This window comes from Nocardiopsis sp. NPDC055879 (assembly GCF_053615935.1).
Window position 1 is genome coordinate 96,836 of the sequence record NZ_JBSHCT010000001.1, and the last position, 21,198, is coordinate 118,033.

Annotated in this window: 16 protein-coding genes; 9 read left to right on the plus strand and 7 right to left on the minus strand. The window is 69.3% G+C overall.

Going from position 1 to position 21,198, the window contains the following annotated elements; translation table 11 throughout:
• Window positions 1-19 precede the first annotated feature (19 nt).
• Window positions 20-1,441 carry a PEP/pyruvate-binding domain-containing protein gene (locus ACWGKS_RS00415; RefSeq protein ID WP_452521322.1) on the minus strand — a complete coding sequence of 474 codons (1,422 nt, stop codon included), beginning with the start codon at window positions 1,439-1,441 and terminating at the stop codon, window positions 20-22.
• Window positions 1,438-2,055: a transcriptional regulator gene (locus ACWGKS_RS00420; protein ID WP_358507308.1), complete on the minus strand. Its 618-nt coding sequence runs from the start codon at window positions 2,053-2,055 to the stop codon at window positions 1,438-1,440. Before ACWGKS_RS00420 ends, ACWGKS_RS00415 begins: the two co-directional genes overlap by 4 nt.
• 170 nt (window positions 2,056-2,225) lie before the next feature.
• On the opposite strand from ACWGKS_RS00420, the gene ACWGKS_RS00425 reads away from it, so the two are divergent.
• From ACWGKS_RS00425 to ACWGKS_RS00445, 5 genes are all read left to right on the plus strand, one after another.
• A complete protein-coding gene (locus ACWGKS_RS00425) occupies window positions 2,226-2,912 on the plus strand; it encodes a GntR family transcriptional regulator (RefSeq protein WP_358507310.1) in 687 nt (228 codons plus the stop codon).
• 201 nt (window positions 2,913-3,113) lie between these two features.
• Entirely contained in the window at window positions 3,114-4,457 is a 1,344-nt protein-coding gene (locus ACWGKS_RS00430) for an MFS transporter (RefSeq protein WP_358507312.1), read from the plus strand.
• Window positions 4,454-5,374, plus strand: coding sequence for an ornithine cyclodeaminase family protein (locus ACWGKS_RS00435; protein WP_358507314.1), 921 nt, complete (start codon window positions 4,454-4,456; stop codon window positions 5,372-5,374). Before ACWGKS_RS00430 ends, ACWGKS_RS00435 begins: the two co-directional genes overlap by 4 nt.
• A gap of 274 nt (window positions 5,375-5,648) precedes the next feature.
• Window positions 5,649-6,587, plus strand: a complete 939-nt coding sequence (locus ACWGKS_RS00440; protein ID WP_452521325.1) for a VOC family protein — start codon at window positions 5,649-5,651, stop codon at window positions 6,585-6,587.
• Between the two features lie 128 nt (window positions 6,588-6,715).
• Window positions 6,716-7,162 (plus strand): N-acetyltransferase family protein, encoded by a 447-nt coding sequence (locus tag ACWGKS_RS00445; protein WP_452521327.1) that lies wholly within the window; start codon window positions 6,716-6,718, stop codon window positions 7,160-7,162.
• 27 nt (window positions 7,163-7,189) lie between these two features.
• Here the strand turns inward: ACWGKS_RS00445 and ACWGKS_RS00450 are convergent, their stop codons facing one another.
• The gene (locus ACWGKS_RS00450) at window positions 7,190-10,192 is read right to left on the minus strand and encodes an NB-ARC domain-containing protein (RefSeq protein WP_452521329.1); all 3,003 of its coding nucleotides are present in this window, start codon (window positions 10,190-10,192) and stop codon (window positions 7,190-7,192) included.
• A 369-nt stretch (window positions 10,193-10,561) separates the two neighbouring features.
• On the opposite strand from ACWGKS_RS00450, the gene ACWGKS_RS00455 reads away from it, so the two are divergent.
• On the plus strand, window positions 10,562-13,111 hold the full coding sequence (locus ACWGKS_RS00455) for an MMPL family transporter (RefSeq protein ID WP_452521331.1): 2,550 nt from the start codon (window positions 10,562-10,564) through the stop codon (window positions 13,109-13,111).
• A 110-nt stretch (window positions 13,112-13,221) separates the two neighbouring features.
• On the opposite strand, the gene ACWGKS_RS00460 is transcribed toward ACWGKS_RS00455, so the two are convergent.
• Together ACWGKS_RS00460 and ACWGKS_RS00465 are read right to left on the minus strand one after the other, a co-directional pair.
• Window positions 13,222-14,088: a tetratricopeptide repeat protein gene (locus ACWGKS_RS00460; RefSeq protein ID WP_452521332.1), complete on the minus strand. Its 867-nt coding sequence runs from the start codon at window positions 14,086-14,088 to the stop codon at window positions 13,222-13,224.
• Window positions 14,089-14,329: 241 nt separating this feature from the next.
• The gene (locus ACWGKS_RS00465) at window positions 14,330-15,229 is read right to left on the minus strand and encodes a dihydrodipicolinate synthase family protein (protein WP_358507326.1); all 900 of its coding nucleotides are present in this window, start codon (window positions 15,227-15,229) and stop codon (window positions 14,330-14,332) included.
• 153 nt (window positions 15,230-15,382) lie between these two features.
• Here ACWGKS_RS00465 and ACWGKS_RS00470 point away from each other — a divergent pair, with 153 nt between their 5' ends.
• Both ACWGKS_RS00470 and ACWGKS_RS00475 read left to right on the plus strand, forming a co-directional pair.
• Window positions 15,383-16,120: a DUF2071 domain-containing protein gene (locus ACWGKS_RS00470; RefSeq protein WP_358507328.1), complete on the plus strand. Its 738-nt coding sequence runs from the start codon at window positions 15,383-15,385 to the stop codon at window positions 16,118-16,120.
• Between the two features lie 247 nt (window positions 16,121-16,367).
• A complete protein-coding gene (locus tag ACWGKS_RS00475) occupies window positions 16,368-17,159 on the plus strand; it encodes an SGNH/GDSL hydrolase family protein (RefSeq protein ID WP_358507330.1) in 792 nt (263 codons plus the stop codon).
• A gap of 200 nt (window positions 17,160-17,359) precedes the next feature.
• Here ACWGKS_RS00475 and ACWGKS_RS00480 read toward each other — a convergent pair whose 3' ends face one another.
• Window positions 17,360-19,456 carry a DUF262 and DUF1524 domain-containing protein gene (locus ACWGKS_RS00480; RefSeq protein ID WP_358507332.1) on the minus strand — a complete coding sequence of 699 codons (2,097 nt, stop codon included), beginning with the start codon at window positions 19,454-19,456 and terminating at the stop codon, window positions 17,360-17,362.
• 58 nt (window positions 19,457-19,514) lie between these two features.
• Window positions 19,515-19,958: a hypothetical protein gene (locus tag ACWGKS_RS00485; protein WP_358507334.1), complete on the minus strand. Its 444-nt coding sequence runs from the start codon at window positions 19,956-19,958 to the stop codon at window positions 19,515-19,517.
• Between ACWGKS_RS00485 and ACWGKS_RS00490 the strand changes: the two genes are divergently transcribed.
• Window positions 19,957-20,742: an HsdM family class I SAM-dependent methyltransferase gene (locus tag ACWGKS_RS00490; RefSeq protein ID WP_358507336.1), complete on the plus strand. Its 786-nt coding sequence runs from the start codon at window positions 19,957-19,959 to the stop codon at window positions 20,740-20,742. The two genes, ACWGKS_RS00485 and ACWGKS_RS00490, sit on opposite strands and share 2 nt — an antisense overlap.
• The last annotated feature ends 456 nt before the right edge of the window (window positions 20,743-21,198 follow it).

Below are 21,198 nucleotides of genomic sequence, written 5' to 3' on the forward strand. Positions count from 1 at the left end.
CCGGCGTCACAGCACTTCGTCAACACTTTGGACGAAGTGGTGTGCGGAGAGTTTCGGGTCGGTGGCGATCGAGAACCCGATGGGCGGCGCGGAGCCGTTCGACCTCGGGCAGGTCGGGGTCCTCGCCGGAGACCTCGTCGGCCCAGATGAGCAGCCTGCGCAGGTGGGGGAGCGCGGCTTCGGTGGTCACCTCCGAGCGGCCGGCGACCACCAGGCCGGCGGTGCCGTCGACCGTGACGAGGTCCCCGTCGGTGAGCGTGTGCGCGCCGACGCCGACCACGGCGGGCCTGCCCAGGGAACGAGCCACGACCGCCGCGTGCGAGGCCGGTCCGCCCCGTTCGGTGACCACACCCGCCGCCGCGGCCAACCCGCTCATGTCCATGGGGGAGGTCTCCGGACGCACCAGGACCACCGGGCCCTCGGCCGCCATCCGGACCGCCGCCTCGCAGGTGGTGGCCGCCCGACCCGTCACCACACCGGGGACCGCGCCGATCCCACGCGCGAGCGGTTCCACCCCGGGCGGCGGCACCACGCGCGGGACCCGCGCCCGCCCCAGGTGTGCGGGCGTCACACGCAGCAGCGCCTCCCGCCGGGTCAGCGTTCCCTCGTCGACCAGGTCCACCGCCACTCGCACGGCCGCCGCACCCGTGAACCGGCCCGGGCGGGCCTGCAACAGCCACAGCCGGCCGGACTCGAAGGTGAACTCCACGTAGCAGGTGTCGCGCAGGTCCTTCTCGATGAGTGTCAGCGCACGTGTCAGGTCGGCCCACACCCCGGGCTCGCGGTGGGCCAGATCGTCCAGGGGCAGGGTGCGGCGCCCCCCGGAGACCACCGCGTCGCCGCGACTTCCGAACAGCACCTCGCCGTAGGGGCCGGGCGCCCCGGAGTTCGGGTCGCGTCCGAACGCCACCCCCGCCCCGCTGTGTTCGTCCCGGTCTCCGTCCACCATGGCCTGCACGACGACGGCGGTGCCCAGGTCGTGCGGGATGCCGTGCAGGGTCCGGTAGGTGCGGGCGCGCGGGGTGTGCCAGGAGGCGAACACGGAGCGGATCGCCGCCCGCACCTCCTCCCCGGGGTCGGAACCGGTGCCCAGGCCCAGGACGGTGTCCATCATCCCCGGCATGGACACGCTCGCCCCGGAGCGCACCGACACCGTCAGAGCGCGAACGGGGCCGGAGCCGGGGCCGGGATCGCCGAAGGTCCGGCCGGTGACGGACTCCAACCGGGCCAGGGCGAGGTCGAGTTCGGCGTCCAGTCCCGGGGGGAACACACCGGAGTCGAGGAAGGCGCGGCAGGCCTCGGTCGTGACGACGAAGGCCGCCGGAACCGGCGATCCCAGCCGCATCAGGCCCACGAGCCCGTGCGCCTTGGCGCCCAGCAGTTCGGGGGTCCCCGTCTCGTCCACCGTGAGCGGGCGCGTCCAACGCGCCTCGGGGCTCATCGGGGGATCCCCAGGGTGGCGAGCAGGTCCTCGTGCAACTGCGACCACACGGTGTGGAAGGAGTCGGTGGCGTCGGCCACCCGGTCGAGTTCACCGGCGTGGGCCCGCTCCAGCGCTTCGGACAGCCGCACCCGGTAACGCCCGAACCGGGGCAGGGCCAGGGCCAGGTCCGCGCAGACGTCGTCGCGTCGGCGTTCGAGGTCGGTGAAGGCCGCCAGCACCCGGGCGTCGTAGGCGGGATCGGTGTGGTCGTTGGCGGTGACCACCCCGTCGAGGGGACGCAGCTGCCAGGCGCCGCACAGGTCGAGTGCCTCCGGGTTGAGTTCCTCGAAGGCCTTGTGGGTGCGCACGGCCAGGTCGCGGGCGCCGGTCCGGTCGAGTTCGGCGCCGACGCGCTCGGCGTCGGAGATCCGGCCCGCCTCGGTCGGGCCCCAACCACCGAAGGGTCCGGGGGTTCGTGTGACCAGTCCGGCCACGGCCAGGTCGATCAGCTCGGACTCGACCTCGTCGTGGTTCAGCCCGGTGGCCTCGGCCAGGCGTTCGATGTCGCAGAACCCGACGACGCGCAGGCCGTGCAGGACGAGTAGATCGTGCGGTGTGGTCACCGGTGGCATGCGGGTCGGCCCTCTCGGACGATGGGATCCGAATGTTGACAACATCCAGATGATAGGAACATCTCTATTGTAGGTCGGGGATGGATGGCGACCGCACGCGGCGACGGCGCGTGCGGGTGGGCGTGGCATCCTGGGAGGCCACAAGTCCGCGCGGGGAGGAACAACACCAGATGAGCATCGACGCGCCGCGCGAGCGGCCGGTGATCGGGTCGCTCGCCGAGAGCAGCAGTCTTCGGTCCCGGGTGACGGAGGTGCTGCGTCAGGCCATGGTCGCCGGTGAGCTCGAACCCGGCCGGATCTACTCGGCTCCCGCGCTGGCCGAACGTCTCGGCGTCTCGGCCACCCCCGTACGCGAGGCCATGATGGAGCTGACCAAGGAGGGGCTCGTGGAGACCCTCCGGCACCGCGGGTACCGCGTGGTCGAGCTGGGCGAGGTGACCCTCGACGAGATCATCGAGGTGCGCGAGCTCATCGAGGTGCCCACGGTCGGGCGGGTCGCGGCCCTCGCGACACCCGAACAGGTCGCCCTGCTCCGGCCGCTCGCCGATCGTCTCAACGAGACCGCCGCGGCCGGGGACCTGCAGGAGTTCATCGCCACCGACACCACCTTCCACCTGCGCCTGCTCGGCATCGCCGGGAACCAGCGCCTGGTCGAGGAGGTGGGCCGGCTGCGCGGGATGGCGCGTCTGTCCGCGTTGCGCCGGCTGTACGAGGAGGGGCGCCTGGGCGCCACCGCGCGGGAACACCACGACCTGCTCGACCTGATCGAGGCGCGGGACGTGGCCGGGGCGGAGGCGTTGATGCGCCGGCACCTGGGGCACGTGCGCGGGGTGTGGGCCGGGCGCGAGGAGAGCTGACCACGGCCCGCCAAGCCAGTCCCCACAGGCTTGGCGGTCGTTTCGGGGTCGCCTCGAGAACCCGGAGTGATGGACTCTTCGCAGGTCACGGCTTGATCGCGTCACCCCAGATGGCTTGTCATGTGCAACGTAAAATTGTACGTTGCACTTATTCGCATCATGAGGCCCACATCACGTGGTCCACGACACGAGGAGCGCTGAGTGTCCCCCACGCAGTCCGCGGTCGGCCGACCGGCCACCAACCGCCGTGTGCTCATCGGCAGCCTCAGTGGCAGCGCGATCGAGTGGTTCGACTTCTTCCTCTACGCCACCGCCGCCGCGCTCATCTTCGACAAGCAGTTCTTCCCCAACGACGACCCCGTGATCTCGTTGATGCTGTCGTACCTGACGCTGTCCCTGACCTTCTTCATCCGGCCGTTCGGCGGCATCGTCTTCTCCCACATCGGCGACCGCATCGGTCGGAAGAAGACCCTGGTCATCACCCTGTCTCTGATGGGCGGCGCGACCGTCGCCATCGGCCTGCTGCCCAACTACGACCAGGTCGGCATGCTCGCCCCGCTGCTGCTGATCCTGTGCCGGGTCATCCAGGGTCTGGCCATCGGCGGCGAGTGGGGCGGTGCCCTGCTGCTCGCCTACGAGTACGCGCCCAAGGAGCGCCGAGGCTTCTTCGGATCGGTGCCCCAGACCGGCATCACCATCGGCATGCTCCTGTCCACCATCGCGTTCGGCCTGGTCAGCATGCTCCCCAACGACTCCTTCGAGGCGTGGGGCTGGCGCATCCCCTTCATCGCCAGCATCATCCTGGTCTTCGTCGGCCTGTGGATCCGCAAGGGCCTGGCCGAGACCCCCGCCTTCCGGGAGGCCAAGGAGAGCGGCAACGTCGCCAAGCTGCCCATCAAGGACACCCTGCGCGACCACTGGCGCTCCGTCCTCGTGGCGGTGGGCGCCAAGGTCGTCGAGACCGCGCCGTTCTACATCTTCGCCACGTTCGTGGTCAGCTACGCGACCGGCACCCTCGACATCCAGCAGTCCGTGGTCCTCAACGCGGTCAGCGCCGGCGCGTTCGTCAGCACCATCGTCATCCTGCTGATGGGCCGCCTCTCCGACACCCTCGGCCGAACGAAGGTCTACCTCGGTGGCACGGTGATCATCGCCGCCATGGCCGTCCCCTTCTTCACGCTGCTCGACCTACAGATGAACTGGGCCGTGTACGTGGCCGTCGTACTCGCCCTCGGTGTGGCCTGGCCGCCGGTCACCGCCACCCTGGGCACCCTCACCTCCGAGATCTTCACGACCCGGGTCCGCTACACCGGTGTGACGCTCGGCTACCAGATCGGCGCCGCCCTCGCCGGCGGCACCGCGCCGCTGCTGGCCACCTGGCTGCTGGCCCGCTTCGACGGCGCTTGGTGGCCCATCGCGACCTACCTGGTGATCCTGGCCGTCATCTCCTTCACCGCCGTCGCCGTCTCCGGCTCGGTCGTGCGCAAGGAGACCGCCGCCATCGCACGCCGCGAGGGCATCGACGAAACCGAGGTGATGTCGTGAACGGCCTGCCGTTCGTCGACGCCGACGAGGTCCGCCGCCGGATCGACCCCGACCGCGCGCGCACCCTGATCGAAGGGGCCCTGAAGGCGGGATTCGACCCGGCCGACGACCCGGCGCGCTCCCACTCCGACGCCGGGTCCGGGCACCTGCTGCTCATGCCCTCGACACTGGGGGACTGGGTGGGAGTCAAGGTCGCCTCCGTGACGCCCGGCAACCCCGCGCTGGGGCTGCCCCGCATCCAGGCCGTCTACGTGCTCATGGACGCCAAGACGCTCACCCCGCGGATGTTCGTCGATGGGGTGAGCCTGACCTCGCTGCGCACCCCGGCCACCTCCGCGGTGGCGGCCGGCCACCTCGCCGACCCCGAGGCCTCTCGCCTGGTGGTGTTCGGCAACGGACCCCAGGCGGTGGAACACGTCGTCGCCATGGCCCGGATCAGGGCGCTGAAGGACGTCCGGATGGTCGGCCGCAGCCCGCACAAGGTGGCGGCGGCCATGGCCGAACTCGCCGAACGCGGAATCACCGCCGAGGCGGGCGTGGCGGCCGACGTCGCCGACGCCGACATCGTCGTGTGCGCCACCTCCAGCGCCGAACCGTTGTTCGACGGTTCCCTGGTACGCGACGGGGCCTGCGTCGTCGCGATGGGCTCGCACGAGGCCGATCGCCGTGAACTGGACGCCGCCCTGATGGGCCGCGCCCAGGTCGTGGTCGAGGAACGCGACAGCGCCCTGCGCGAGTGCGGTGACGTGGTGCTCGCCATCGAGGAGGGCGCCCTGAACGCCGACGACCTGGTCGGACTGGCCCCGCTGGTGCGCGGTGAGGTCACCCGCCGCACCGACCGGCCCAACGTGTTCAAGGGCTCGGGCATGTCCTGGCAGGACCTGGCCGTCGCCGTGGGCGTGGCGCCCACCGACTGACCGAAGTAGGGGACCGGCCCGACGCCGCGAGGCGGGCGGGCCGGTCCGGGGGTTCCGGGGCGGCCTCCAGGCCCACGACGAGAAGATCCTGGTCCTGTCTGCCGCGCGCGGGGTCCGAGCGCTTGTCGAAGGTGCCCCGAACAGGGGGACTTCTCTGTCGCTAAATAATTGAGAGCTCAAGTGACTAGCTAATATCTTCCTGGGAAGGTATGCTGTGTTCAAGCGAGTGGGGCGACGAGGCACCACCCGGACCCCTGCGGAAAGGAACCAGGTCATGGCCGCCAACGCGACGACCCGGCAGAACAACGACATCGCGCGAGTCCTCAACCCGGACACCGCGATGGACGCGGTCACCCTGCACGTGGGCGACCTCGAACTGATGAGCTCCTACTACGCGAACGCCCTCGCCCTCGAACCGGTGGAGGAACGCGCGAACGGCCGCCGCGTCCACCGGGTCCTGGGCCGCGGCACCACACCCATGGTCCGGCTCATCTCCACCCCGGACCTGCCCGCCGTCGACCGCCGCGAGGCCGGCCTGTTCCACACCGCCTTCCTCTTCGAGGACCGACAGAGCCTGGCCGCCACGGTCTACCGCGCCGCCCAGGACAGCCGCAGCCGCTTCGTCGGCTCCTCCGACCACCTGGTGAGCGAGGCCTTCTACTTCACCGACCCCGAGGGCAACGGCATCGAGCTCTACATCGACCGTCCGCGCTCCCAGTGGAGCTACGCCCCCGGCGGCGAGCTGCGCATGGCCACCGAGTACCTGGACCCCAACGCCTTCCTGCGCGAACACCTGGACCAGACCGTCGTGGACTCCGCGCCCCGCCTGCCCGGCCTGGTCGGCCACGTCCACCTGCAGGTCGGCGACATCGACCAGGCCCGCGACTTCTACGTGGACACCCTCGGGTTCGAGACCACCGTGGGCAGCTACCCCGGAGCCCTGTTCGCCGCCGCGGGCGGCTACCACCACCACGTCGCGATGAACACGTGGAACAGCCGGGGCGTGGGCCCGCGTGCCTCGCGCCTGGGCCTGGGCGACGTGGCGGTCACCGTGCCGGCCCGCGAGGACCTCGACGCGCTGGTCGCCCGCCTGAAGGCCAAGGGCACCGGCTTCGCGGACGACGGCCGGTCCATTTCCGCCAAGGACCCGTGGGGCACCCAGGTCACCGTCAGCCTTCCGGACACCGGTGTGGAGGACCTGCTCAAGGCCTGACCCGCACCGGAACGGGGCCCGCCTTCCTCATCCCTCGGAAGGCGGGCCCCGAACACCTCTTCCGGCCTCGACCGACGGCACGGGAAAACCCGGTGCGCCCGGGCCCGCGACCGTGGATCATCTTCGGCATGGAGACATTGCGCCGGGCGACCGCCCACGACGCCCGTGTGGTCGCCGACCTGTGGTTGCGATCCTTCACCGCCGCACTGCCCACCGTGTCCCGGGCGCACACCGACGACGAGGTGCGCGCCTGGTTCGCGGCCGTGGTCCTGCCCGGCTGTGAGACCTGGGTGGCGCAGCCCCACGACGGACGGCCGGTGGGCGTCATGGCGCTGGACGGGTCCGACCTCGACCAGCTCTACCTGGACCCCGATCATCGGGGTCGCGGCCTGGGCGACCGGTTCGCGGACCTGGCCAAGGAACGGCGACCCGACGGCCTGGACCTGTGGTGTTTCCAGGTCAACGAGCCCGCACTGCGCTTCTACGCCCGGCACGGCTTCGACGAGGTCGAACGCACCGACGGCGCCCGCAACGAGGAACGCGAACCCGACGTCCACCTGCGTTGGCGCCCCTGAGAGCGAGCCATTCGCGCTCTGGCCGCGTCAACTCGGCCGACTGCTCTCGATGGCCTCCTTCAACGCCCGGGTCCGGTGCGACAACCGCTCCATCTCCCGCAGCAGCGACTCCGGGACGTCGCCCGAGAGCACCCCTTCCTCCGCGATCGCCCGCGCCTGGTCCAGGATCCGCCACGCCGCCACCGGGTTGGGCACCGCCAGGATCTCGGCCAGCAGGATCGTCGCGCGCAGCCGCCCCGACCGGTGCCGCAGCCCGCGATACCCCTCGATCGCCACCCGCGCCAGCTCCTCGGCCTCCGCGAGTCGACCGGCCCGTCGCAACGACTCCGCGGCCCGGCGGTGCGCCCGCGCGTGCCACCACTTGTCGCCGAGCTCCTCGAACCCCCGGGCGGCCCGTAGGAACTCCTCCTTGCCGTCGCCACCGCCGTGGTCCAGCAGCGCCTCGCCCAACACCAGGCAGGTGCGCCACCGCCCCCAGTCATCGCCGATCTCCTCGAACGTGCGCTCGGCCTCGCGCAACCGTTCGACCTGACGCTCCACCTTCCAGGTGTCCCGCAACCGTCCTGCCCGCCCCAACGACCACCGCGACGGCCCGGGACGGGCGCAACGCTCCGCGTACTCCGGATACCCCTCCACGAACAGCGCGCGCACCTTGGTCTCCTGCAGGGCCCGCCATCGCGGGTCCCGCGCCTGCGACCTGCGATCCCGCGCACGCCAGGGCGCGAACAACAGCTCGCACTCCCCGGCCTCCCGATTGAGGTCCCGAGTGGACAACTGACCCAACGAACGCAGGAAACGCGCCCGGTACCAGTACTCGTTCGACGCCCGGCTCAGCTGCTCCAACCCGTCGGACAGCACGAACCAGGCGTTGAGCGTGAACCCGCGCAGCCGCAACACCTCACCGCGCTGCAACTGCACCCGCGACGACAACTCGGGCAGGTCCCGCGAGCCGGCGATCAACGCCTCCGCCTGGAAGAGCAGGTCGTAGGCCCGCTCCAGGTGACCCTGGAAACGGTCCACCTCGGCCAGGTTGCACAAGGTGCGCGCCGTCCACCACGGATCGTCGTGCTCCTCGAAGATCCGCCTGGCCACCTCCAGTTCGTCCCGCCCGTCGTCCAGGTCGCCCCTGCGGTACAGGTTCACCCCGATCGCCCGGTGCGCCCGCGCGAGCCGGCGCGGATCCACCGCCGGCTCCACCCCCTCCAACACGTGCAGGGCGGTCAGCGCCCGCTCGTACCCGGTGTCGTGGTCCCCGTGCCCGCCCGCCACCTCGGCCCGGTCCAGCAACGCCACGCCGTAGGCCGACGGATCCTGTGACTCCAGGGCCAGAACGGTGGCCTCCTGGGTGGCGACGCGCATCGCGGACCAGTGTCTGCGCCCGGTCCGGCACAGCACGGCGAACGCCCGCCGCAACCGTTGACCGTGGACGATGAGCCGAGGGTCGACCGGCTCACCGGTCCGGCCCGGCCTGGTCTTTTGGAAGCACACCTCGAACCCGCGTCGCTCGGACTCCAACCAGGCCAGGGGGTCGTCCGGGGCGGGGACCATACGGGAGCGGTCGGCCGGCTCGGAAGGATCGGCGGGCGCGACACCCACGTTCCACTCGTGCGGGGCGGCCCGTCGGGCCGCGGCCTCCGCCCGGCGCGCGTAGGCGGCCAACAACCGCCGCTCCGCGATCTTGAGCCGCTCCGCCGACCAGTCCGGCCGTTCCTCCTCGGGGATCCCCAACAGGTTCGGGCCCTCGCCCCGCAGGGTGGCCCGGACCCGGTCATGCAGCTGGAAGCGCCTGAACCCGGCGCTGCGGTACAGGTAGGTCAACAGATACCGGTCGCTCAGGTTCTCCAACATGCCCATGGCCTCCTCCTCGTCGGAGTCGACCAGGGCGGCGGCCGCCCACGCGGTGAAGGTGGTCAGCCCGGCGCCCGCCAACCGGCCCAGCAGCAGCCGTTCCCCGGGTTCGCACTGTTGCAGACCGAAGGCCAGGGAGGAGGACAGCCCGGGCAGCAATCTCGACTCGCGCATGTCCGTCAGGAGTTCGGCGGCGCTCGTGGAGTTGCTGCGGGTGATCTGCGTTCCCACCTGCCGGATCGCCAACGGCAGACCATGGCAGGCCTCGACCAGCCCGGGCAGGGCCGCCCGGTCCTCCTCGGTCAGGGCGCGCCCCGAGGCCGAGACCAACCGCTCGATCAGCTCCAGCCCCTCCTTGTCGCTGAGGGTGTCCAGCGGACGCTGGACCATGGAACGGTCGGCGCCGGCGAACGTGGTGCGGCCGGTGACGAGCACCGCGCATCCTCGCCCACCGGGCAGCAACGGCTCGACCTGCTTGTGGTCCTTGGCGTTGTCCAACACCAGCAGCAGTCGGCGTTCCTCGGTCGCGGTCCGCCACATCCCCTTGAGTTCCTCCAACGAGGCGTCCTCGGTGGGGTGCCGGCCCATCTCCTTGACCATCTCGGCGAGGACCTCCTCGGGCGCTCGCGGTGAGCGGCCACCCGCCGGGCCCTGGGGCGCGGCGCCGTACAGCTCGAACTCCATCTTCCCGTCGGGGAAACGGTCCGCGACCCGGTCGGCGATCTGCACCGCGAGCTCGCTCTTGCCGGTGCCGCCCTCACCTGTGATCGCGATGACCAACGGACCACGTGAGTCGTTTCCCCGACCCGGACGAGGAAAGCGGTCCACCAGGCTCCGGGCGCCGGGTCGGGGGAAACGGTCGAACAGGGCCGGCAGTTCGGACATGAGTTCGTCGCGCCCGGTGAAGTGGTCGGTGGGCGGCGGCAACCGTGGACGCAGTCGTGGCCGCGACATCGGATCCGGTTCGGGTGCCCGCGCGTGATCCGCACGTTCCAGGAGGGTCTGGCCGGTGACCGCGGCCGCGGTGCCGAGCAACCCCGACAACGCGACCCACACCCCGGCGCCCTCCGGGAACAGCCCGGGCACCTCCTGCAAGGCGGTGCCCGCACCCACCAGCGTGGCCAGGGCGCCGACCAGCCCCGTATGGGCCGGCCGCCACCGTGTGCCTGTCGGTCGGCTCACCCTGGTCCCTCCCGAACCCGCGGATCCTCCTGCCATACCGGGCCTTCGGTGCTCGTGGCCCGGCAGGGAACCGATCCTTGTGCGGTGGGACGGACGGTGTCCAGAGCGGGGGAGAGCCGCCCGGCGACGTTCACCGGTTGCTCACCCCGCGTACACCGTCAGGGCGGTGGGTGTCGGCGCCGGTGTTCCCGGAACCTCCTGCTTCCTCGCTCCCGAATCGGCCTCCCGCAGTGCGTTCGGGCGACACGCCCCCCACGAAACACAAGAATCCATCACCCGGTGTGAGGATTTCATCGCGGAAGGCGACGAAAATCGAAGGTAGCCGGATCACGCACGTTCGAACCACCCACTCACGAAAGGTCGAGCGCGATGGCCACGTTCCTCTACCACCTGGGTAAGTTCTGCTACCGGCACCGATGGTCGGTGGTCCTGGCCTGGGTGGTGCTCGTGGCGGCGTTGGGCACGGCCGCGTTCGTCTTCCGGGCCCCCGTCTCCGACTCCTTCTCCATCCCGGGTACCGAATCCCAGGACACCGTGGACGCCCTCCAGGAACGCTTTCCCGAACGTAGCGGAGGGCAGGCCACCGTCGTCCTCCAGGCACCCGAGGGAGAGGAGGTCACCTCCCACACCTACGAGGAGGCCGTGCGCGCCACCGCCGCGCACATCGAGGACCTCGACGGAGTCGAATCGGTCACCGACCCCTTCGACCTCCACGACCAGGGCCACGAAACCGCTTTGGAGAGCGACGAACTGCGCGCCACGATGGTGGAGCAGGGGATGCGTCAGGCCCGTCAGGAGTACGACTCCGAGCTCTCTGACGCCGAGGACGAGGCGGTCGAACAGGCGCGCTCCGCCGTGGAGGCGCAGTTCCCCGAAGGCGCCCCCGGCCGTGACGACGCACTGGAACAGGCCGAGGAACAGGCGCGCGAACAGGTCCGGGCCCAAGCGCCCGCGTTCGACGAGGACCAGGTCCGCCCCCGGGTGGAAGCCGAGGTCGACCGCGCCATCACCGAAGACGACCTGCCCGCCGAGGCCGATGAAGAGCTCGACGAACAGGTCTGGGAACAGATCCCGGTCGTCTCCGAGGACGAGAGCACGGCCCTGCTCACCGTCCAGTTCACCGACCCCGACGGCAGCGTGCCGCCCCGGGTCGTGGACGAGTTGCTCGACAGCGGGTCCCAGGCCGAGGCCTCCGGTCTCACCGTGGAGTACAGCGGACAGTCCATCACCGCGGCACAGGTCGCCGGTGTCAAGGGAGGCGAGGGCGTCGGTCTGGTGGTCGCCCTGATCGTCCTGGTGGTCAATTTCGGGGCGATCGTCGCGGCGGGTATCCCCCTCCTCATGGCCCTGGCGGGTGCCGGCGCCGGCATGGGCCTGCTCTACGCGCTCTCCCGAGTCCTGGAGCTCACCAGCACCGCCCCTCTACTGGCGCTGATGCTGGGGTTGGCCGTGGGCATCGACTACAGCCTGTTCGTGCTGGCCCGCCACCGCCAACAGCTCTCCGACGGCATGGATCCTCAGGAATCCACGGGCCGCGCCATCGGTACCGCCGGCAGCGCCGTCACCTTCGCCGGTATCACGGTCGTGATCGCGCTCCTGGGCCTGGGCATCGTGCGGATCCCCTTCCTGACCGTCATGGGTGTGGCCGCGGCGATGACCGTGGCCTTCGCCGTCCTGGTGGCGCTCACCCTGCTCCCCGCCATCCTGGGCCTACTGGGATCCCACCTGAACACGGGCCGAGTGCCGGTCCTGGGCAGGCGTGCCCAACGAGCCCTGACCGCCGAATCGACCCTGGGCTCCCGCTGGGCCGGCGTGATCACCCGACACCCACTGCCCATCACCGTCGCCGTGCTCGTCGTGCTGGGCCTGACCATGCTCCCGCTCCTGGGCATGCGACTGGGCCTGCCCACCGACGAGTCCAGCGCCCCCGACAGCACCCAGCATCGGGCCTACGACATCATCACCGACGAGTTCGGGGAAGGGTACAACGCCCAGTTCCTGGTGGTGGTGGAATCGCCGGACACCGACGACGCCGACCGGGTCCGGGAAAACCTGGAGGACCTCGACGGCGTCGATGAGGTACGGCCTCCGCTCCACAACGACGACGAGGACACCGCCATGGTCGTGGCCGTGCCGCACGAGGGCCCCTCGGCGGTGGCCACCGAGGACCTGCTGCACGAGATCCGCGACGCCCGGTCGGGCTGGGAGGACGGCACCGGCGCCGAGATCTCCGTGACAGGGGCGACCGCGACCAGCATCGACACCTCCGAACGCCTCTCCGAGGCCATGCCCCTCTTCCTCATCGTCGTGGTGGGCCTGGCCCTGATCCTGCTGATGCTGGTCTTCCGCTCCATCCTGGTCCCGGTCAAGGCCGCGCTGGGCTTCGTGCTGAGCATGGGTGCGGCCCTGGGCGCCACCGTCGCGGTCTTCCAGTGGGGCCACGGCGCCGACCTGCTGGGCGTCACCCCCACCGAAACGTTGCTGTCGTTCCTGCCCATCGTCTTGATCGGTACCTTGTTCGGGCTGGCCATGGACTACGAGGTCTTCCTGGTCAGCCGGATGCGTGAGGACTTCGTGCACGGGGGCGACGCGCGCCACGCCGTCGTGACCGGGTTCCGGGCCAGTGCTCGCGTCGTGGTGTGCGCGGCCGTCATCATGATCGCGGTGTTCGCCTCGTTCGTCTTCAGCGACAACACCACCATCCAGCCGGTCGCCTTCGCCCTGGCGGTCGGTGTGCTGGTGGACGCCTTCCTGGTCCGGATGACGCTGGTCCCCGCGGTCATGGCCCTCTTCGGGAAGGCGGCGTGGTGGCTACCGAAGTGGCTGGACCGGGCGCTGCCCGACGTCGACGTCGAAGGCGCTCGCCTTCGTCCCGACGACGGCGGGACCGCGACGAGGGGGCGCGAGCGGCCGGAGTGAGGGTGAGCACGTCCCGGCACGTCGGCCCAGCCCTCCGCCAGGCCACACCGACCCGCCCGTGGACGACCCGCACGCCTGTCGACGACCGGCGGCTCAGGATCGGTGGGTGCTCACAGGGCCTCGCGCGGGTCCGTGGGCACCGGGTTCTCGTTCAGGATCTCCGGGTAGAGGCCCTCGGCGGCACGCAGGGCCTCGGCCGCCCTGCGCTTGAGCGGGTCGGTGGCGTCCACGTTCAGCAGGATCGCGTTCGCCTTGGTCACCCTCGGCACCCCCTTGCCCCCGTCGCCCAGCAACATCTCCAGGTGCCCCAAGGACACCAGGGCCCCCGCCAGCCCGGGCCAGGTCCGGGGCGCGTCGCGGTCGAGCAGGAGGTTGCGCACGGTCAGCGCCGCGTTCGCGTGCAGGAGCGTCTCCTCCAGCAGTTCGGGGTCGGCGCGCTCCTCCTGCGCCGCCCGCACCGTGGCGTTCACCCGGGCGACGACCACGTCGTCCAGGGTCGAGGCGTAGTTGTCGGCGAGCTCGGGGGCGTCCCGGACCAGCGCTTCGAAGTCCTGGTCGGGGATGAACTGCTGGAGCAGTGCGAGCGCCTCCGCCCCCGCGTTGACGGCGTCCTCGAAACGGCCCAGCTCGATGAGCGCCTTGCCGCGCGTCCGCGACGCCATGGCGATCTTCAAGACGACCTCGCCCGAGGCCCGACGCGTGCCCAGGGATTCGGTGGCCCGACGGTACTCGTCCGCGGCCGCGTCGAAGAGGATCTCGGCCCGCGCGAACTCGTCCTGGTCCAGGTGGGCGTGTGCCCGATCCATCAACTCGTCGGCCCCGTCGTAGAGGCCGGGCGGTACGGACGCGGGTTCGAGGTCCCCCGAATCCTCCGGGCCCTGAGCGGACCGCCCGGCGGAATCGGCCGCACCCGAGGCCTCCGCGACCTCCCCGGGATCGGCCTTCTTCCTCCAGCGTCCGCCGAACCAGCGAGCCACCCTGCCACCTCGTTCCGTGTCCTTCGCGTCCTGTCCGACCGCGGGAACGACCGGGGACCGGCGTGCGGCGCGAACCCGCCGCCACACCCTATGCCAGTGCGAACCGCCTCCCGCGGGCGGTGAAACGCGTCGACCGGGCCCACCGGAACCGGGCCGGAGAACGGTTTCCGGTCAGAGTTTCGTCACGAAGACGAGACCGTACCGCCGGGGTCGTGACCGCGCACGGAGATGTGAGGCGCCCCTACCCCTCCAACCCCGATTCCTCCACCACGGCGACCACCCTCGCCCGCGCCCGTCCCGACAACCCACGGATGGGGGAGGGCAGGCTCGGCCCACGCACCAGGCCCAGGTGTTCGGCGACCACGGTGACCACGCGCAGGCTTCCGTGCTCGGCGAACAGGTCCCACAGCGGCCGCAACCGCTCCGAGGCCGCCACCGCGCCCGCCGCGTCACCCGCGCTCGCGGCGCGGCTGATCGCCAGGCTCGCCTCGGGAAGGGTTCCACCGATCACCGAATACCAGGTCTCGCACCCGGCGTTCAGTCCGGTCGCGGCGAACGGATCGCCGGAGACCCCGATGGTCACGTGCTCGGGCAGTAGCTCTCGCAAGCCTCCCACCCGCTCGCTCGCCGCCCCCGGATCGACCGGTACCCCGGGGATCTTGATCGAGGCCACCCCCGCAAGCTCCGCCACGGCCCGGTACAGGTCATCGGTGAAGGTGAAACGCGTGGTGCCGGGGTTGTCGTAGACCACCAATGGCACCGACAGTTCCCGGGTCACCTCCTCGTACAACCCGAACACGTCCTCCGGGGTGAGCGGCTGGTAGGAGACCGGTGCGAGCAGCACCGCCGAAACCCCCGCCGCCTGCGCGTCCTCGGCGTGGGCGAGCACGTCCCGGGTCCGCGCCGCCCCGACGCTCACCATCACCGGAACGTCCCCCGCCGCCTCGACCGCCACCCGAGCCACCCGGGCGCGTTCCTCCCGGCTCAGGTAGGCGTACGAACCGGTCGACCCGAGCGGGGCGATGGAGTCGACCCCGGCCGCGACCAGGCGGTCGACCAGACCCACGAACGCGGCCTCGTCGACCTCGCCTTCAGAGGTGAACGGGGTGAGCGGAAAGGCACTGAGGCCGGTGAACTCCATCGGGCTCCTTCGACGAGATCCTTCAACTCGGAGGCGGAGGCCTCCACCCGGTCCACCCTGAGCCGCTCAGTGGTCACCCGGACCGCCGGCCAGCATACGGACACGAACCCTTCGGGAGCCCCGGCGCCCTCCCCACAAGGCAGGATGTGTCGTATGGAGACGGCCACTCGAACCCGCCGGTGGGACGCCCGTTCCCACCTGCCTCCACCCATGCCGGGCCCGGCACCGCTGCGGCAGGCCTGGGTGGACGTCGCCTTCGTGCACTGGCGGGTGGAACCCGATGCCGTGGCGCACCTGCTCCCGGCCGGGACCGGCCCGGACACCCTCGATGGGTCCACCTACGTGGGCCTGGTCGCCTTCCGCGTACCCAGCACCCTGGCCCTGGGCAGCGTGCCCGCCGGCGCCTTCGCCGAGGTCAACGTGCGCCTGTACTCCGTGGACGAACATGGGCGACGCGGGGTGGTCTTCCTGACCATGGACGCCGACTCCGCCCCCGTGGTCGCGGCCGCCCGTAGCCTGTCCGGCCTGCCCTACACCTGGTCGGACGTATCCCTGCGCAGCGGACCCGACGGCCGGCGCGCCGGTGCGGTCCGCCGTCGCTTCCCCGGCATGGCCTCCGGTTCCTGGAGCCTACGAGTCGGCGATCCCCTACCCGATCCGAGCCGACTGGAGCACTTCCTCACCGCCCGTTGGGGCCTGCACACCCGCCATGTGGGCCGCACCTGGTGGGTGCGCGTGAGCCACCGCCCCTGGCCCCTGCATCAGGCGGAGTTGCTCCACCTGGACGGAAACCTCCTGTCCGCCGCCGGAGTCACCCCACCACCCGAACCCCCGGTCTCCGTCCTCTGGGCCTCCGGGGTCTCCTGCCCCATCACCCCCACCCTCCTCTGACAGGGTTCTTCCGGTCGTCCTGATCCGCGCCGTGTAAGTCAATGCCAGTAGGTCTTGTCATTGCGCAATCCCATGAGGAATCATGAGCCCGGTCGGTAGTTTGCCCCCAAACTTCCGATGTTCATTTCATTATCCCCGACCATTCAATCGATATCGCACTGGCCAACTCCCCGTTCTTCGCCAGCGCTGATATCGCACGACACCCGCACTATCAGCCCCCGATCCCCCTCATCGAGCGGAGACCCCCTTGTCCGTCAGTCGTGCCTTGGCGGCCGTATCCGGCCTTGCCTTCATCCCCCTGATCTTCGCCGCACCCGTGTCGGCGGAAACCGCCGAAATCAACTATGTCGCGCTCGGTGATTCCTACTCCTCCGGTCTGGGAACCCGCGACTACGACGACTCCGGTGACTGCAAGCGAGGGCCTTCGGCCTTTCCCGAGCTCTGGGCCGCCTCCCACGCGCCCGGTTCCTTCGATTTCGTCGCCTGTGCCGGAGCCACCACCACCGACGTGCTCAACGACCAGATATCCGCCCTGACCCCGGAAACGAACCTGGTCTCCATCACCATCGGCGGAAACGACGTCGGATTCGCCGACGTCATCACCACCTGCCGCACCGGCAGCGACGCCGCCTGTGACGAGCGAGGCGAGGAGGCCGAGAACGACGTCCGCGACGTACTGCCCGGCCTTTTGGACCAGACCTACGCCGCGATCACCGAGGCCGCGCCCCAGGCACAGGTCGTGGTCCTGGGTTACCCGAGCCTGTTCGAGCTCGGACCATGCGGCGTCGGTAGCATCGGCGAGACCAAGCGCGAGAGGCTGAACCAGATGGCCGATGTCCTCGCGGGCGGCATCGAAGACCGTGTGGCGGCGGCGGGGTTGACCTACGTCGACGTGCGTGGCGGCTTCGAGGGCAACCGGGTCTGCGCCGACGAGCCGTGGATCAACGGCACCACCGTTCCCATCAACGAGTCCTACCACCCCAACAAGGCCGGTCACTCCGAGGGTTACCTGCCCGCCATGACGGGCGCCGTCGGCTGACCCGTAAGCAGCCGAGGGCGTCTCGACCAGCGCGATGCCCAGGGTCGGTCCCGCCCGAGCCTTCCTTCAGGACGTTTCCTGTTGGAAGGGGACGGTGGGGCCGGCGCCCCCTTCCGTCTCGGGCCGATCGCCTCTCCACGCGGAGGTGATCGGTTTTGAGTAGCTTCGATCGGCGTATCGGTCTGATCGCACCAGACGGCTCAGACACCGACCTGGTACTCGTACGCCTGTCGTACGAGGCCCATGATGTGGTTGAGGTCCGACTGTTCGTTCAGGTCGATCTGAACGTTTCCGTTGCCCCACTTGCCCCTGCCGGTCACGTCCAAGGCGATGCCACGTTCGTCGTGCAGTGCCTCGAACGGCATGTTCAGAATGAGCTTCAGTCGTTCGGTCTGCGGGACCACGTCGACGAAGTTGGTCTCGGTCTTGTAGGCGACATAGTTCTTCAGGAACGTTTCACTGACGGCATCGTCCAGAGCGAGCACCTCTCCCCTGAACTTCTCGAAGAGTGCCCGTGGGGTGGGGCGTGACAGGTTCGGATGGTCCTCGATGGTGTAACTCGACTCGGGCTTAGGCACGTCGGTCGCCGCGACACCCTCGGGGAGGGCCGGGCGGGGCCAGACCTTCAGCGCCCATGCGGCCAACCTCTCGGCGCGCCCCACGATCCCTTCCTCATCCCAGGTGTTCAGCGTGCCCAGCCCCTGGTTCAGCCGAAGCGGACTCTCCCGGAAACCACCGAGCATGTCGCGCTTCTCGGCGAACGGGAGATCGCCGTATTCGGAGTTGTAACCGGTCAGCGTCAGATTGCCGAGTGTGTGCAGGTAGCGCGTGTGGACTTGGGCCCAGTCCCCACCGAGGTCGTCGCGCCACTCTCGGGAGAGGTTCTCGTTCTGCGGCATGATGTGCTCGATCGTGTAGTCCTCGATCGACACGCGTTCCTTGCGGCCGAAGTTCTCCAGCCGCCGCAGGAGATAGGACCTGCGCTGGAAGTTGTACATGTTGCCGCTGGTCAGTTCGTCGATGAAGTCCTTGTCGGTGGGAAACGCGCGGTAGCTCTTCAACCCCAGGAAGTGGGCCTGGACGCTCGGGACGTACCGTTCCTTGTCGATCGCCTTCGTGAAGGTACTGAACGTCCTGTTCAGTGAGTTGGTGGGTACACGGCAGACCGCGCGGCGAAAGATGTAGGACGTGACCATGCCGACGATCGAGATCAGTTCATCCCTGGTCAGGACCTCGTGCTGGTAGTCGGTGTAGAGCTCCAGCAGCAACGGATAGACCACGTCCGCCTTGATCTCCCGCAGATCCCGGAAGGCCGCGGCGAGCTCCTTGTCCTGCTCGTGTCCCAGGGCGACGGCGCAGTACCGCGAGGCGTAGGAGCGGAGCTCCTTGACCAGTGAATCGATCGTCCCCCCATCGGCACCGTGGCGTCGCGAGTACGTCTTGAAGGCCCCATAGACGTCTCCGATGCGCGGGATCTCCCCGGTCACCACCGTGAGGTAGTGCCGGACGAAGTCGTCGAACTGCTTCTCGTAGGCGGCCTGGCCGAAGTCCTTCTCCATGGGCCGCCAGTAGGTGGTGTACAGGAGTTCCTGCACCTTGGGCTTCAGCCCCATCAACACGAAGTTGCGGATCAGGTCGGCCTGGGTCAGCCTCAACCCGGTCGAGTTCATGGACTCGAAGATCAACTGCGGATTGTCGTGCGTGCGGTCCAAGCGGATGTCGACGACGACCAGCTTCGCCAAACCCCGGCAGACCGCCGCGAGGTCCGTGTCCGGTTTGCTCAGGTGTTTCAGGAAGCTCTCGAAGTTCTCGTGCACACGTTCGGAGGCGTCCGAGGGCAAAGGGGCATCGCCGACGATCGCCTTCAAGGTGTCCTTGTCCTTTTCCGAGAGCAGGAGCTTGAAGTACTCCTCACCGTCCTCGTCGTCGTTCACGAGGTAGCGCTTGCGCAGCTTCTTGGGCGAGAACCCCTTCCACGGCTCACGCTCTCCCTCCGGATACCCGTCCAGGACGCGGGCCAAGGCGGCGATCAACAGCGTCACCGTGGTCATCCGCTGTTGCCCGTCGATGACCAGGTTGGGCTCCTGAGTGGTCAGGTTGGACAAGCCCTTCTCCACGTGCACGATCGACCCGGTGAAGTGGGACTTCAGCGTGTCATTGCTGCCCGCGCGCTCGATGTCGGCCATCAGTTGGTCGCACTCGGACGCGGACCAAGAGTAAGCGCGCTGGTAGATCGGGATCACGAACTGGTGGCCCTGGTCGAGTAGGTCGAGCAACGGTGTCTCGGAGGCTTTCACGGTGTCGAGACGCCTTTCTGATGATCAGGAGGGATTCCGGGAGGGATGACGCCTGACGTCACCCTGCCACAGGACGAGGACACGGGTCACGGGAGAACGGGCAAGAGCGGGCGGTCCAGTGCTGGTCAGGAGACATTGCGGGCGCAATGAACGGTTTTGCGCACTTTGTCATCATTGGCCTCCCAAGCGCTGAATACCGGGTCGTCCCAAGCTTCTTTAGGGGACTTTGAGACGCGGCCATGAGAATGCCTACTGGCACCTGCTCGAAGAACTTGGCAACCAGCCGGGGACACTGGGTCTGATCTTCCGCAAGGAACAGAACAAACTCCAGGACCCGGCCAAGCTCAAGCGTCTGGTCCAGGACTACATCGACAAGGAGAACTGGTCCCTCCAAGGAGTCGATGTCAACGGCGACGCCTATGAGGCCCTCCTGGAAGCCGGTGCGGAGGACACCAAAACCGGCGCCGGACAGTACTTCACCCCCCGCGCTCATCGACGCCATGGTGGACTGTGTTCAACCCACCGCAGGCGACACCATCACCGACCCTTCCGTCGGCACCGGCGGTTTCCTCCTCGCCGCGCACGCCCACATCCTCAAGCAAGCCGAACTCGGACCCCTCACCCCCGAGCAGCGCGAGCACATTCAGCAGGGCGGTATCCGGGTCACCACCACCAACAAACAGCTCATCTTCCTCCAGCACATCGCTTCGCTTCTAGAGATCCATGGCCGAGTCGCCGTGGTGCTGCCGGACAACGTGCTCTTCGAGGGTGGTGCGGGGGAGAGCAACCGGCGCAGGTTGCTCCAACGGTTCGACCTGCACACGATGTTGCGCCTGCCCACGGGCATCTTCTACGCGGGTGGGGTGAATGCGAACGTTCTGTTCTTCGAGCGGAAACCGGCGCGGACCTCCGGCGAGTCTTGGACCAAGAAGATGTGGGTCTACGACTTCCGTACCGGGCAGCGGTTCACCCTCAAACAGAGCCCCTTGACCAGGGCGCATCTGGATGACTTCGTCGAGTGCTACAAGCCGGGCGAGGATCGTGAGAAGCGAGTCGAGACCGAGCGGTTCAAGGCGTTCACCCTCGAAGAGCTCTTGGCGCGCGACAAGGTGAACCTGGACATCACCTGGATGCGGGACCCCGGACTCGACGACGTCGACTCGCTAGCGCCGCCCGAGGTCATCGCCGCCGAGATCGTGGAGGACCTGCAAGCCGCGCTCGCCGAGTTCGCCGCCATCGCCGAATCATTGGGAGCGGCGGAAAAGCCCGAAGCGCTTCCGGAGTAGGGACAGCCGGGCCGCCGGAGTAGATGCCCTGACTGGGGCGGAAATCTGGACGAAGGCCCACGGCCGTCGCCGGCGGAGGTCTGCTTGAGCGCTGCCACCGTAGGTTTTTCTTCGGGGCTCTGTTGCCTGCCTCAGGGCCCGAAACCGATCGCCACCCCCTCTCAGAGCCACCTTCTACGCCGAAAATGGCTCTGAGAGGGGGTGGCATCCCAGCAATACCGGCTGGTTGCCCGAAGCGTCAGAGGGGTCGACCGCGGGGAGGCGCGCAGGCCATCACTAACCCGTTTTGGCCCTTCGTTTCTCTGCCGACGCATGCGGGGACGCACGCACCGATTCCCACCAGACGAAGGCTCAGGGATTCGGCCGGCCACAGCCGGAGGGGTTGGACCCCAACCACCCTCCCCTCACCCGACAGCCCCCAACCGCCGTTGGAGCGAAGCGGGTCGAAGTCACTTG

Bases quoted from the DNA above. Each gene is read 5' to 3' on its own strand.
- ACWGKS_RS00415 (WP_452521322.1), bottom strand. From the start codon at position 1,441: ATGAGCCCCGAGGCGCGTTGGACGCGCCCGCTCACGGTGGACGAGACG.
- ACWGKS_RS00420 (WP_358507308.1), bottom strand. From the start codon at position 2,055: ATGCCACCGGTGACCACACCGCACGATCTACTCGTCCTGCACGGCCTG.
- ACWGKS_RS00425 (WP_358507310.1), top strand. From the start codon at position 2,226: ATGAGCATCGACGCGCCGCGCGAGCGGCCGGTGATCGGGTCGCTCGCC.
- ACWGKS_RS00440 (WP_452521325.1), top strand. From the start codon at position 5,649: ATGGCCGCCAACGCGACGACCCGGCAGAACAACGACATCGCGCGAGTC.
- ACWGKS_RS00445 (WP_452521327.1), top strand. From the start codon at position 6,716: ATGGAGACATTGCGCCGGGCGACCGCCCACGACGCCCGTGTGGTCGCC.
- ACWGKS_RS00455 (WP_452521331.1), top strand. From the start codon at position 10,562: ATGGCCACGTTCCTCTACCACCTGGGTAAGTTCTGCTACCGGCACCGA.
- ACWGKS_RS00465 (WP_358507326.1), bottom strand. From the start codon at position 15,229: ATGGAGTTCACCGGCCTCAGTGCCTTTCCGCTCACCCCGTTCACCTCT.
- ACWGKS_RS00470 (WP_358507328.1), top strand. From the start codon at position 15,383: ATGGAGACGGCCACTCGAACCCGCCGGTGGGACGCCCGTTCCCACCTG.
- ACWGKS_RS00490 (WP_358507336.1), top strand. From the start codon at position 19,957: ATGGTGGACTGTGTTCAACCCACCGCAGGCGACACCATCACCGACCCT.
- ACWGKS_RS00485 (WP_358507334.1), bottom strand. From the start codon at position 19,958: ATGGCGTCGATGAGCGCGGGGGGTGAAGTACTGTCCGGCGCCGGTTTT.